The sequence below is a fragment of the Nocardioides donggukensis genome (assembly GCF_014842875.1).
GTDB classification, from domain to species: domain Bacteria; phylum Actinomycetota; class Actinomycetes; order Propionibacteriales; family Nocardioidaceae; genus Nocardioides; species Nocardioides donggukensis.
Genome location: NZ_JACYXZ010000003.1, coordinates 269,280 through 281,320, shown reverse-complemented (window position 1 = coordinate 281,320; position 12,041 = coordinate 269,280). Strand labels below are relative to the sequence as shown.

General features: G+C 74.0%; 13 protein-coding genes. 11 read left to right on the top strand and 2 right to left on the bottom strand.

Going from position 1 to position 12,041, the window contains the following annotated elements:
- Positions 1–24: 24 nt before the first annotated feature.
- The 6 genes from IE331_RS11545 (at position 25) to IE331_RS11520 (ending at position 6,433) form a co-directional block, all read left to right on the top strand.
- Complete coding sequence (locus tag IE331_RS11545) at positions 25–924, top strand: PhzF family phenazine biosynthesis protein (RefSeq protein ID WP_192143582.1); 900 nt, start codon at positions 25–27, stop codon at positions 922–924.
- Between the two features lie 41 nt (positions 925–965).
- Positions 966–2,129 (top strand): hypothetical protein, encoded by a 1,164-nt coding sequence (locus IE331_RS11540; RefSeq protein ID WP_192143581.1) that lies wholly within the window; start codon positions 966–968, stop codon positions 2,127–2,129.
- A 64-nt stretch (positions 2,130–2,193) separates the two neighbouring features.
- Positions 2,194–3,747, top strand: coding sequence for a methyltransferase domain-containing protein (locus tag IE331_RS11535; RefSeq protein ID WP_192143580.1), 1,554 nt, complete (start codon positions 2,194–2,196; stop codon positions 3,745–3,747).
- Positions 3,744–4,001 (top strand): DUF6752 domain-containing protein, encoded by a 258-nt coding sequence (locus IE331_RS11530; protein ID WP_192143579.1) that lies wholly within the window; start codon positions 3,744–3,746, stop codon positions 3,999–4,001. Before IE331_RS11535 ends, IE331_RS11530 begins: the two co-directional genes overlap by 4 nt.
- A 2-nt stretch (positions 4,002–4,003) precedes the next feature.
- The gene (locus IE331_RS11525) at positions 4,004–5,125 is read left to right on the top strand and encodes a hypothetical protein (RefSeq protein WP_192143578.1); all 1,122 of its coding nucleotides are present in this window, start codon (positions 4,004–4,006) and stop codon (positions 5,123–5,125) included.
- 114 nt (positions 5,126–5,239) lie between these two features.
- Complete coding sequence (locus IE331_RS11520; protein WP_192143577.1) at positions 5,240–6,433, top strand: acyl-CoA dehydrogenase family protein; 1,194 nt, start codon at positions 5,240–5,242, stop codon at positions 6,431–6,433.
- A 67-nt stretch (positions 6,434–6,500) separates the two neighbouring features.
- On the opposite strand, the gene IE331_RS11515 is transcribed toward IE331_RS11520, so the two are convergent.
- Positions 6,501–7,079, bottom strand: coding sequence for a hypothetical protein (locus IE331_RS11515; RefSeq protein WP_192143576.1), 579 nt, complete (start codon positions 7,077–7,079; stop codon positions 6,501–6,503).
- A 355-nt stretch (positions 7,080–7,434) separates the two neighbouring features.
- Here IE331_RS11515 and IE331_RS11510 point away from each other — a divergent pair, with 355 nt between their 5' ends.
- The 4 genes from IE331_RS11510 (at position 7,435) to IE331_RS11495 (ending at position 10,252) form a co-directional block, all read left to right on the top strand.
- A complete protein-coding gene (locus tag IE331_RS11510; protein ID WP_192143575.1) occupies positions 7,435–7,656 on the top strand; it encodes a DUF5302 family protein in 222 nt (73 codons plus the stop codon).
- A 259-nt stretch (positions 7,657–7,915) separates the two neighbouring features.
- A complete protein-coding gene (locus tag IE331_RS11505; RefSeq protein ID WP_192143574.1) occupies positions 7,916–8,449 on the top strand; it encodes a MaoC family dehydratase in 534 nt (177 codons plus the stop codon).
- A gap of 167 nt (positions 8,450–8,616) precedes the next feature.
- Complete coding sequence (locus IE331_RS11500; protein WP_201931661.1) at positions 8,617–9,273, top strand: DUF6758 family protein; 657 nt, start codon at positions 8,617–8,619, stop codon at positions 9,271–9,273.
- 91 nt (positions 9,274–9,364) lie between these two features.
- A complete protein-coding gene (locus IE331_RS11495; protein WP_192143573.1) occupies positions 9,365–10,252 on the top strand; it encodes a PHP domain-containing protein in 888 nt (295 codons plus the stop codon).
- A gap of 117 nt (positions 10,253–10,369) precedes the next feature.
- Here the strand turns inward: IE331_RS11495 and IE331_RS11490 are convergent, their stop codons facing one another.
- Positions 10,370–11,179: an SDR family NAD(P)-dependent oxidoreductase gene (locus IE331_RS11490; protein WP_192143572.1), complete on the bottom strand. Its 810-nt coding sequence runs from the start codon at positions 11,177–11,179 to the stop codon at positions 10,370–10,372.
- 60 nt (positions 11,180–11,239) lie between these two features.
- Between IE331_RS11490 and IE331_RS11485 the strand changes: the two genes are divergently transcribed.
- Positions 11,240–12,022 carry a ParA family protein gene (locus IE331_RS11485; RefSeq protein ID WP_192143571.1) on the top strand — a complete coding sequence of 261 codons (783 nt, stop codon included), beginning with the start codon at positions 11,240–11,242 and terminating at the stop codon, positions 12,020–12,022.
- Positions 12,023–12,041 lie beyond the last annotated feature (19 nt).

Sequence of the window (12,041 nt, the reverse complement as noted above, 5' to 3'; positions counted from 1 at the left end):
GCCCACACGTTAGCCTCTGCGGGCATGCTCACCTCCGACCTCGGCTTCGACATCGTCGACGTGTTCGCCCAGGCCCCGTTCGCCGGCAACCAGCTGGCCGTCGTGCACGGCGCCGACGCCCTCGACGACGGGCAGCTGCTGGCGCTGGCCCGGGAGTTCGGGTTCGCCGAGACCACCTTCCCGGGAGCGGTCTCCGACGGCGGCTACCCGGTCCGGATCTTCACCCCCGGCGGTGAGATCCCCTTCGCCGGCCACCCCACGCTCGGCACCGCCTGGGTGCTGCGGGACCGGGGCCTGCTCCCGTCCGATTCGGCCACCACCGTGCAGCGGTGCGGCGCCGGCGAGGTCGCGGTGGCGTTCACCGGGGACGAGGTGGAGCTGACCGCGGCCGCGCGCGACCTCGCCGGCCCGCTCGACCACGACCTCGTGGCCCGGCTGCTGCGTGAGGTGGGCCTGGGCGCCGGTGACCGGGCGGGTGAGGCCTGGGCCGCCGGCACCGGCCTCACCTGGGTGCACGTGCCGGTCACCGAGGAGGCGCTGCTCCGGGCGCAGGTGCCCCGGCGTCCGATGGCCGAGCACGACGGGTGGCCGGAGCTGGTCGACCCCCTGGAGGGGGTCAACCTGGTCGCGCTCGCGGGGGAGCGCCCCGTGCGGGTGCACGCCCGGGTCCTGTCGCCGGGGCCGCCGGCGGCCGAGGACGCCGCCACCGGGTCGGCGGCGGCCGGACTGGGGCTGGCGCTGGCGGCCGGTGGGCTGCTGCCCGACGGCGGGGCGTACGAGATCAGCCAGGGCCTGGAGATGGGCCGGCCGGCCCGGCTGCGCGGCCACGTCGAGGCCGCCGCCGGTGTGCCGACGTCGGCACGGGTGGCCGGCCGGGTGCACCCGGTGGCCCGCGGCAGCGTGCGGGTCCCGCCCCCCGCGTAGGATTCCTCGCCGACGGGACAGCCGGACGAGCAGGAGGACACGTGCCCAAGCAGGTGTACGTCCACATCGGGCTGCCCAAGACGGGCACGACCTACCTGCAGGACCTGCTCTACGCCAACGTCGACGCGTTCGCCCGCCAGGGCGTCACCGTCGTCGGCAGGCACGCCCAGCACTACGAGGCGGCCAGCGAGCTCGCCGGCATCCGGCCCCGGCTCGCCGACCGGATGCCCACCGGCCGCTGGGACGCGGTCGTGGCCGAGGCGGGCCGGGCCCGGACCGACAGGGTGGTGTTCAGCAACGAGCGGTACTCCCTGGCCCGCAAGCCCGGCGTCGCCCGGCTCGCCCGGTCCTTCCCCGACGCCGAGCTGCACGTGATCGTGACCGTGCGGGACCTCGTGGCCGCCGAGCCGTCGGCCTGGCAGGAGTACGTCAAGAACGGCGGCACCCGCACCTGGGAGGAGTTCTGCGCCGCGGCCGTCCGCCGTCCGGGCGCCCTGCGCCGCCGGCGCCGGATCCGCCGGGTGCTGCGGCTGTGGCCCCGGCACCTGCCGGCGGAGCGGATCCACGTGGTCACGGTGCCTCCGCCGGGCAGCCCGCGTGAGCGGATCCTGGAGCGGTTCTGCTCGGTGCTCGGGGTCGACCCCGAGGCGCTGGACACCCGTGAGCCGCAGCGCCAGAACACCTCCCTCGACTTCGTGGCGACCGAGATGCTGCGTCGGGTCAACGGCCACGAGGCGGGCCTGTCCGTGGCCGCGCAGCGCAGCGAGATCAAGGAGTGGCTGGCCAACGGCGTGCTCTCCCGGCGCCCGGCCACCACCCGTCCGGTCCTCAGCGGCCCGGCGCTGGAGCTGCTCGCCGCCGAGAACGCCTGGATGATCCGCACCCTGGAGCGCCGCGGCTTCGACGTGGTCGGCGAGCTGGCCGACCTCGACGGCGGGGTGCCCGAGGGCCCCGCGTCGTACGACGTGCCGCCCGAGGCCCTGCTCGAGGCCGCACTGGAGGCGCTCGTGCTCTCCTCCGAGCGGGCCCACGAGCGCGGCCGCACCCTGCGCCGGATGCGCGGTCGGCTCAGGCGCCGGGCCGGCGGTGTCGGCGGCGCTACGGCTCTCGCCACCCGGATCCCCGGCTTCGGGGCCGGGCTCCGCCAGGGACTGCGCCGCGGATCCGGCCCGGGGTCGGCCCGGCCCGGCCGCCCCGGCGAGTAGGCTCCCTGCGCAGCGGTGCCCGGGACGGGCGCCGACCGGCGATCCGTGGAGGGAGGCAGAGGCGATGAGCGGGGTGTCGCGCGTCCACGTGGACGACGACGGGGTCTTCGCCGCCAGCCGCGGCGAGGTCATCCTCGACGTCCTCTTCGACGAGCGCCGCATCTGGTCCTTCTGGCTGCACCGGGACGGAGAGCCGCGCGACGGGGGACACCTGGTGGCCTGGCCGACCGCGCTGCACCGCTTCCTGCAGGGCAGCACCCGGGTCGCGCTCGTCGAGCACGTCTCCGGCACCGTCGTCCACGAGGGCGAGGTGACCCTCGGCGAGGCGCCGGCCGGCACCCGGATCGCCGTCGAGAGCCCGGAGGGCAAGCCGCTGGGCCTGGACAAGTCCAACCGTCTCGCGCAGACCTTCGACACCCGCAGCGAGGAGCACGTCGCGCCACTGCTCGACTCGATCGAGGAGGTGCTCGACGCGCTGCGCCGGGCCGGTGTCGAGGCGTTCCCCGCGTACGGCACCCTGCTGGGCGCGGTGCGCGGCGGGAAGCTCATCGGGCACGACAGCGACGCCGACCTCGGCTACGTCAGCGAGCACAGCCACCCGGCGGACGTCGCCCGCGAGTCGTTCCGGCTGCAGCGGCGCCTGGCGCGGATGGGCTACCCGATCACCCGCTACAGCGGCGGCGCGTTCAAGGTCGACGTGGTCGAGGGCGACGGCTCGGTCCGCGGCCTCGACGTCTTCGGCGGCTTCCTCAGCCAGGGGCACCTGATCCTCATGGGCGAGATCCGCACGCCCTTCGAGCGGGAGTGGATCTTCCCGCTCGGGACCACCACGCTCGAGGGACGCACGCTGCCGGCCCCGGCCGACACCGACCGGTTCCTGGCCGCCACCTACGGACCTTCGTGGCGGGTGCCGGACCCGGCCTTCCACTTCGGGACCCCCCGCTCCACGCACCGGCGGCTCAACGGCTGGTTCCGCGGCACCCGGGTGCACCGCGAGGACTGGGACCGGGCCTGGTCGCAGGCGCACCGGAACCGGGAGCCGGACGGCGGTCCGCACGCGTTCGCCCGCTGGGTGCGCAGGCGTGAGCCCGAGGCGACCCAGGTCGTCGACGTCGGCTGCGGGCGCGGCTCCGACGCGCTCTGGTTCGCCCGGGAGGGGGTGCCGGCCCTCGGTCTGGACTACGCCCCGAAGGGCTACGAGGCGGTCGCGGAGACCGCCGCCGCGGAGGCCGTGCCCGCGGCGTACCACGCGATGAACCTGCTCGAGCTGCGCCAGGCCCTCGGGTGGGGCGCCCGGCTCGCCCACGACCCGCAGCCCCGGCGGGTGCTCACCGCGCGGCACGTCGTGGAGGCCACGAACCGCACCGGCCGGGCCCACCTGTGGCGGCTGGCCCGGATGGCGCTGGCAGGGGGCGGCCGGCTCTACCTGGAGCTGCTCCTCCCGGGACCGCACGGCGCCGGGTTCGCGGCCAAGAAGCTGCTGTCCCCGGTCCCGCCGGACCTGGTCGCCGCCGAGCTGGAGGCGCGCGGCGCCCGTGTCGTGCACCGCAAGGAGAAGACCGTCGGAGGCCCCGACGGTCGTCGGATCTGTCGAATGGTGGTCGAATGGCAGGCATGAACGCTCGAGGTGGCACCGCCCGGATCAAGCGCGGCCTCTCCAGGGTGCGGGCCGCGGGCTCGGCCCGGGTCGAGTCCTCCCGGCTCGAGGAGCGGGTGAGCGAGCTGGAGGCCGAGGTCCAGGAGTGTCGTCAGCTCAACCTGCGGCTGGCCGAGCTCACCGACCTGGTCCAGGAGCTGCTGCTCCCGGTGGCCCAGCGCGACGAGGCCCGGGTGGCCGAGCTGACCGAGCGCTACACGACCGAGCTCGGCTGACCGTGGCGCGGCGCGTCTTCCTCCACGTCGGCCTGCCCAAGACCGGGACCACCTACCTGCAGTCGATCCTGTGGGAGCACCGCGCGGTCCTGGCCGACCAGGACGTGCTGCTGCCGGGCTTCGGGCCGCGCCAGCACCTGTGGGCCAGCTGCGTGGTCCGGGAGGAGCCGCGGATCGCCCGACGGCACCCCGACGCGCCGCAGGCCTGGGAGCAGCTGACCGAGGAGGTGCGGTCCTTCCCCGGGACCGCGATCATCAGCCACGAGTTCTTCGCCGGTGCGTCGGCCGACCAGGTCGCCCGGGCGGTCGCCGACCTCGGCGGTGCCGAGGTGCACGTCGTGGTCACCGCCCGCGAGATCGTCGGACTGCTCACCGCCCGGTGGCAAGAGTGGGTCAAGAACGGCGCCACCGGCCCGGTCGACGCCTACCCGCCCAGCGAGCGGGTCGACCCCGGCGACGAGTGGGGGTGGGGGACCCTCGACCTGGCCGACGTGCTGCGGCGCTGGGGGAGCGGCGTACCCGCCGAGCGGGTGCACCTGATCCCGCTGCCCGGTCGCGACCAGCCACGCGACGAGCTGTGGCGCCGGTTCGCCGGGGTGGTCGGGATCGACCCCGACTCCTGCGACACCTCCGCCTCCCAGCCCAACGAGTCGCTCGGGGTGGCCGAGGTGGAGCTGCTGCGCCGGGTGAACGCGCACCTCACCGACTTCACCGCGCCGGTCGACAAGGGGATGTGGATCCGCGGCTACCTGGCCCAGGAGAAGCTGGTCCCGCGGCGCGGTGAGCGGTTCTGGCCCTCGCCGGAGCGGGTTGCGGTGCTCCGGGCGCGCGGGGAGGCGGGCCTGGACGACATCGCCGGTCGCGGGTACGACGTGGTGGGCGACCTCGACGACCTGCGCACCCCCGAGGCACTGCCCGAGCGCCGGCACCCGGACTCGGTCTCGGACGGGGAGGTGCTCGACGTCGCCGCCGCCACGATCGCCGAGATGCTCTCCGACGTCCGTCGGCTCAAGCGCCGGCCCCGCCCGGCCCCGGGCCCTTGGGGCCGGGCCCGGCGCCGGCTGGCCCGGTCGGCCCGCCAGGGCCGGATGGCCCGGCTGCTCCGCCGATCCCCGCGGCGCTGACCCTGTCCGCGACCCTGTCGGCCGGTCGGTCCGCGTGATCCGTGTCATGTCGCCGCACCCCGTCGTGGCGCATAAACTCACCGGGTTGCTCGAACCCCCCGAGGAAGGACCACCATGGCCCGGCTCTGCGAGACCGACGGACTGACCGACATCCAGGAGGAGATCGTCAAGGCGGTCCGGCAGTTCGTGGAGGAGAAGATCCTGCCGGTGGCCACCGAGCTGGAGCATGCTGATGAGTACCCCACCGAGATCGTCGAGGGTCTCAAGGAGCTGGGCATCTTCGGGTTGATGATCCCCGAGGAGTACGGCGGCCTCGGCGAGTCCCTGCTGACGTATGCGCTGTGCGTGGAGGAGATCGCCCGCGGCTGGATGAGCGTGTCGGGGGTGATCAACACCCACTTCATCGTGGCCTACATGCTGATGCGGCACGGCACCGACGAGCAGAAGCAGAGGTACCTGCCGAAGATGGCCACCGGGGAGGTCCGCGGCTCGTTCTCGATGTCCGAGCCGGCGCTGGGCTCCGACGTCTCCGCGATCCGGACCAAGGCCGTCAAGGACGGCGACGGCTACGCGATCACCGGCCAGAAGATGTGGCTGACCAACGGCGGCACCTCCAACCTGGTCGCCGTACTCGTGAAGACCGACGAGGGCGCCGAGTCGGTCTACAAGAACATGACCACGTTCCTGGTCGAGAAGGAGCCGGGCTTCGGCGAGACCGCCCAGGGCGTGACGATCCCCGGCAAGATCGACAAGATGGGCTACAAGGGCGTCGACACCACCGAGGCGATCTTCGACGGCCACCGGATCTCGGCCGACCAGGTGCTCGGTGGCGAGCCGGGCAAGGGCTTCTACCAGATGATGGACGGCGTCGAGGTGGGCCGGGTGAACGTGGCCGCCCGGGCCTGTGGCATCGCCAACCGGGCCTTCGAGCTCGGCATCGACTACGCCCAGCAGCGCGAGACCTTCGGCAAGCCGATCGCCGAGCACCAGGCGATCCTGTTCCGGCTCGCGGAGATGGCCACCAAGGTCGAGACCGCGCACGCGATGATGGTCAAGGCGGCCCGGCTCAAGGACAAGGGCGAGCGCAACGACGTCGAGGCCGGGATGGCGAAGTACCTCGCCGCGGAGTACTGCAACGAGGTCGTCGAGGCGTCGTTCCGGATCCACGGCGGCTACGGCTACTCCAAGGAGTACGAGATCGAGCGGCTCTACCGGGAGGCCGCGTTCATGCTGATCGGCGAGGGCACCGCCGACATCCAGAAGATGATCATCGGGCGCAGCCTGCTCAAGGAGTACAAGACGCGCTGACCCGGCGTCGGCGTCTGCTTCTGCGGCTGGGTCGTCCGGGTCGGTCTCGTCCGGGGTCGGACTCGGCTCAGTCGGTCCAGGACCAGGAGGCGAGCACCGGGTGGGTCGTGGCCTCCCGCTGCGCCGCGTCCAGCCCCCGCGGGAAGGTGAAGGACACGATCGTGATCCGCCCGTCCTCGTCGATCGTCACGAACTGCTCGAGGAAGTAGCGGGTGCCGGCGACCGCCACGCGGCCGCGGTGGTGCAGGCACTCCACGCCGTCGACCACCACGTGGTCGAGCTGCTCGATCCGGTCGGCCATCCCCGCGAGCTGCTCCGGGATCGAGGCCTCGAGCGTGTCCAGCGAGCCGCCGGGGGCGTCGTCGTAGCCGACGGTCAGGTTGGGGGCGAAGCCCCGCTCCTTCCAGGTCGCGCTGGCGGCCGTGTCGACCTCCGGCTGCATCTCGCGGGTCCGCTCGGTCACGTCCTGCCATCCCTCAGGGGCGCGGTAGCGGTAGGTCGCTCCCTCCAGCTCCGGTCCGCTCGCCGGTGGGCCGAAGTCGGTGTCCGGCCCGGCCGTCGAGACCCGGGCGACGTCTCCGGAGCCGGCCTCGGCGCCCGGGCTCGTGCTGCACCCGGCCGCCAGCGCCAGGACCAGGGGGACCACCCCGGCGAGCGCTGCCCGCCGGGCACCTCGCGCCCCGAACGCCGTGCGTCGAGCGCCTCGCCCCCCGAGCGCCGTACGGCGGGCACCTCGCGGCCCGAACGTCGTACGGCGGGCACCTCGCGCCCCGGGCGCCGTACGCCGTGGGGCCTCGGACCCGGGCGCCGTACCCCGGGCGGCCTGCGGCCGGGCGTCTCGACGGCTCGCCACAACCTGCTCGGCGGTTCCGTCGGTCCCGTGCGTCATGGGTCCGAACGTACCCGCCCGGCCCTGCGGGGACCGGCCCGCGGATAACTGCTGGCCCGACGACCCGCGCCGGTGGCAGGGTGGGGATCCGGACGCGACCCGAGGGGACGACATGACCGACGCCAGCGAGAGCAACGCCGACCTCAAGGCCCGGATGCGCGAGGCGCTGGACCGGAAGAACAGGGCCTCGCACCCCACCGAGGGCGACGTCGAGTCGCACGGCGGGCACGGCCCGCACGGGGCACCCGGGGCCGAGAAGGCGCACGGCCCCGAGGTGGCCGGCGGCGCGGCCCCCAAGATGCACCGCCGCAAGGCCGGCGGCGGCGGCTCCTGACCCCGACCCGTCGCTTGTGTCGGGCGTGGGTACGCCGACCCGTCGCTTGTGTCGGCCGTGGGTACGCCGACCCGTCGCTAGTGACGGCCGGATTCACCCTGACCCGTCGTTTGTGTCGGCCTGATTCACCCCGACCCGTCGCTAGTGTCGGCCGGATGTGGGCCATCCCACGGTGGACGGGGTTCCGGGACCCGCCGAGGTTCGGCACGATGGCCACGGGCCGAGAGTCGGGCCATCCCAGGAGTCGAGGAGTACGCCAGTGCAGTTCGGTCGCAGCTACGAAGAGTTCGAGGTCGGGGCGACGTACAAGCACTGGCCCGGCAAGACGGTCACCGAGTTCGACGACCACATGTTCTGCCTGCTCACGATGAACCACCACCCGCTCCACCTCGACGAGCACTACGCGGAGGAGACGACGCAGTTCGGCAAGAACGTCGTCGTCGGGAACTACGTCTACTCCATCCTGCTGGGCATGTCGGTGCCCGACGTGTCCGGCAAGGCGATCGCGAACCTCGAGATCGAGTCGCTGCGCCACGTCGCGCCGACCTTCCACGGCGACACGCTGTACGGCGAGACGCGCGTCCTCGACAAGTGGGAGTCCACGTCGAAGGACGACCGCGGCGTGGTCCACGTCGAGACCATCGGCTACAACCAGGACGGCAAGGTCGTCTGCCTCTTCCGGCGCAAGGTGATGGTCCCGAAGACCAGCTATCTGACCGAACGGGGCGGTGAGCAGCCGGGCCGCCCGGTTCCCGTGCCGGACAAGAACTGGCCCGGGCCCGACGCCACCTGACTCCCCGGCCTCGCCGACAGTAGCGACGGGTCGGCGTACCTGGGCCCGACACTAAAGACGGGTCGAGGTCCCTGGGCCCGACAGTAGCGACGGGTCGACGTCCCTGGGCCCGACACTGGCGACGGGTCGGCCTTGACGGGGGCGGGGCGGGGGACAACCGTTAGGGCATGCTCGAGCCCGAATGCCCCCGCTGCCCCCGGCCGCTGACGGGGCCGGGCGGGGGCGTCTCCGGGTCGGCGTCCGCGGGGGAGTGGACCTGCGAGGTGCACGGCGCGGTACCGGCGCTGTGGCGCCCACGGACGGCCGGGTACGACGCCTTCGGGGCGCACCTCGCCCGGGCACAGGGACTGCCGACGTACCTTCCCTGGCCGCTCGGCTCCGGCTGGCAGGTGACCGACTTCGGGGTGGTCGTCGGAGCGGACCGGGCGCTGGCGACCGTGGCCCACGTGGCCGGCAGCAGCGCCCTCGACGGCCCGGTGGAGGTGCTGGTCGTCAGCGAGGAGCCGGGCACCGGGCTCGGCGCCCGGTGTGCGGGCACCATCCACTCCGACCCGGGCGCGGAGATCGCCGGAGTGCCGGCGACGGCGAAGGTCCGCCTGGACTCGCAGAGCGTCCCGCTGTGGCCGGTCTCGGCCTCCCACGCGGCCCCGGACCTCGACCGCAGCGTGCTCGCGGGCGAGGCGGAGGGCCGATGGCTGTGGATCGTGCTGCGGCCCGCCTCGGCGATCCTGTTGCTCCACGAGGAGTGGACCCTCACGGACGTGTCCGGGTTCGGCCCCCAGCTCCTCGACCTGCCGTTCGGAGGCCACCCGCCCTCCTGGTAGGCCCGCCGTGACCTGCCTGGGGTCCGCCCGGGCCCGCCGGGGCCGGGCACGACGCCCGGAGGAGCGGCCTTCCGTCGCCTAGGCTTCCGGAGTGCGCATCGACCTCCACACCCACTCCCGGGCCAGCGACGGCACGCAGACCCCGGGCGAGCTGGTGCGGGCCGCGTACGCCGCGGGGATCGACGTCCTCGCGCTGACCGATCACGACACCGCCGATGGCTGGGACGAGGCGGCGGAGGCCGCGGTCGAGGTCGGGATCACGCTGGTGCGGGGCATGGAGATCAGCACCGAGCTGCGAGGCCGGGCGGTGCACCTGCTCGGCTACCTCCCCGACCCGACGTACCCGCCGCTGGCCCGGGCGCTGCAACGGATCCTCGACGGCCGCAACGACCGGGTGCCGCGGATCCTCGACGCCCTGCGCGACGCCGAGGGCATCGACCTGGATGCCGTCGAGGTGCGTCGACTCGCCGGGGAGCCCGCCGCGACCGGGCGGCCGCACGTGGCCGACGCCCTGGTCGCCACGGGGCAGGCCGCGGACCGCGACGACGCGTTCGAACGGCTGCTGGGTCCCGGGCGGGCCGGCTACGTCCGCAAGTACGCGGAGCCGGTGGCCGACATGGTCCGCCTCGTGGGCGAGGCCGGCGGCGTGTGCGTCGTCGCGCACCCCTGGGGGCGCGGCTCACGGGAGGCGATGACCAGCGCGGACCTGGCCGGGCTCCGCGACGCGGGGCTGGCCGGCATCGAGGTCGACCACCAGGAGCACGATGCCCGCGACCGGGCCGACCTGCGTGCCGTGGCCCGGGAGCTGGACCTGGTCGTGACCGGCTCCAGCGACCACCACGGCCAGGGCAAGGTCGACCACGAGCTGGGCTGCAACACCACGGACCCGGAGCAGTACCGTCGCCTGCTCGACCTGGCCTCGGTGGCGGCACGCGCCTCGGGTCGGCCGGTGCCGGCGGTGCTGGGGCCGGTGGCCTGACTGGGCCGCCACCTGATGGGTCCGCCGCGCTGAGCCCCGTACGGTCAGCGGCGGCCGACAAGGCCGCGACCGACGGGTCCGGCGCCCGACGGTGCCGGCGCGCCGAGCCCCGTACCGTCAGCGTCGACCGAGCGACTGGGCGCGCTGCAGCAGCGACCGGGGCAGGATCCGGGCGACGGCGACGATCGCCCGGTAGCGGCGGCTCGGGATCGACATCGCGCGGCCGCGGTCGAGGTCGGTCAGCGCCTCCCGCACCACCCGGTCCGGCTCCAGCCACAGCACCCTCGGCGCTGAGCCGCGGTCCACGCCCATCCGGTCGTGGAACTCGGTCCGGACGAACCCGGGGCACAGCGTCAGCACCTGCACGCCGGAGGCGGCGTACTCGGCGTGGGCCCACAGGCCGAAGCTGTTGACCCAGGCCTTCGCCGCACCGTAGGTGCCGCGCGGCAGGAAGGCGGCGACGCTGGAGGTGTTGATGATGCCCCCGGCGCCGCGGGCCGACATCGGGCCGAGGGCCGCATGGGAGAGCCGGAGCACGGCGGTGACCAGGACGTCGAGCATCCGCTGCTCGGCGGCGATGTCGTTGTCGAGGAAGCGGCCCTTGAGCCCGAAGCCGGCGTTGTTGACCAGCAGGTGGACCGGGCGGGTGGGATCCGCCAGCCGGGCCTCGACCACCGCGAGCTGGGTGGCGTCGGCGAGGTCGGCCGGGAGCACCTCGACGGCGATCGCGTGCCGGGCCCGCAGCTCGGTGGCCAGCTCCTCCAGCCGGGCCCGGTCGCGAGCGACCAGCACCAGGTCGTGACCGCGGGCGGCGAGCTGTCGGGCGAACTCGAGACCGATGCCCGCGCTGGGGCCGGTGACGAGGGCGGTGCCGGGGGCGTCGGGGGTGCCGGGACGGGGTGCGGGTGGGTCCGCGGGCGAGGACATGCGCCCAGCAAACAGGTGGCTGCGCGGATCGGGCAACCGGGTCGGGCATGATGTGCAGTGATGACCACGACCACGCTCGCGATCGCCAACCAGAAGGGCGGCGTCGCCAAGACGACCACGGTGGCGTCCCTCGGTGCGGCGCTCACCGAGCTGGGCCACAAGGTGCTGCTCGTCGACCTCGATCCCCAGGCCTGCCTGACGTTCTCTCTCGGCATCGACCCCGAGGACCTCGAGCTGTCGGTGCACCACGTGCTCACCAAGGGGCTGGACCCGGCCGAGGTGATCATCGAGACCGAGGACGGCATGCACCTGCTGCCGGCGACGATCGAGCTGGCCCGGGCCGAGGCCGACCTGCTGACCCGCACCGGTCGCGAGCACGTGATCAAGACCGCGGTCGAGGACCTCGAGGACGCCGGCTACGACTGGATCCTGCTGGACTGCCCACCCTCGTTGGGGGTGCTCACCGTGGCCGCACTCACCGCGGCCCGCGGCGTACTCATCCCACTCCAGTGCGAGACGCTCTCGCACCGCGGCGTGGGGCAGCTCCTCGACACCGTGCACGACGTACGGCGCTTCACCAACCGTCGGCTCGAGGTCTGGGGCGTGCTGCCGACCCTGTACGACGGCCGCACCAACCACGCGCGTCGGGTGCTCGAGACGATCTCGGCGACCTACGACCTCGAGGTCGTGGAGCCGCCGATCCCGAAGACGATCAAGTTCGCCGAGGCGCCGGCCGCGGGACGGTCGATCCTCGCCACGAGCCGCAGCAACAAGGGGGCACAGGCCTACCGCGAGGTGGCGGCGAACCTGGTGGCGCGGGCCACCCGGCGACCGGGGAAGTGATCTCGCGGTGACCGGGCGC

Bases quoted from the DNA above. Each gene is read 5' to 3' on its own strand.
- IE331_RS11535 (WP_192143580.1), top strand. From the start codon at position 2,194: ATGAGCGGGGTGTCGCGCGTCCACGTGGACGACGACGGGGTCTTCGCC.
- IE331_RS11485 (WP_192143571.1), top strand. From the start codon at position 11,240: ATGACCACGACCACGCTCGCGATCGCCAACCAGAAGGGCGGCGTCGCC.
- IE331_RS11545 (WP_192143582.1), top strand. From the start codon at position 25: ATGCTCACCTCCGACCTCGGCTTCGACATCGTCGACGTGTTCGCCCAG.
- IE331_RS11510 (WP_192143575.1), top strand. From the start codon at position 7,435: ATGACCGACGCCAGCGAGAGCAACGCCGACCTCAAGGCCCGGATGCGC.
- IE331_RS11520 (WP_192143577.1), top strand. From the start codon at position 5,240: ATGGCCCGGCTCTGCGAGACCGACGGACTGACCGACATCCAGGAGGAG.
- IE331_RS11490 (WP_192143572.1), bottom strand. From the start codon at position 11,179: ATGTCCTCGCCCGCGGACCCACCCGCACCCCGTCCCGGCACCCCCGAC.
- IE331_RS11530 (WP_192143579.1), top strand. From the start codon at position 3,744: ATGAACGCTCGAGGTGGCACCGCCCGGATCAAGCGCGGCCTCTCCAGG.
- IE331_RS11500 (WP_201931661.1), top strand. From the start codon at position 8,617: ATGCTCGAGCCCGAATGCCCCCGCTGCCCCCGGCCGCTGACGGGGCCG.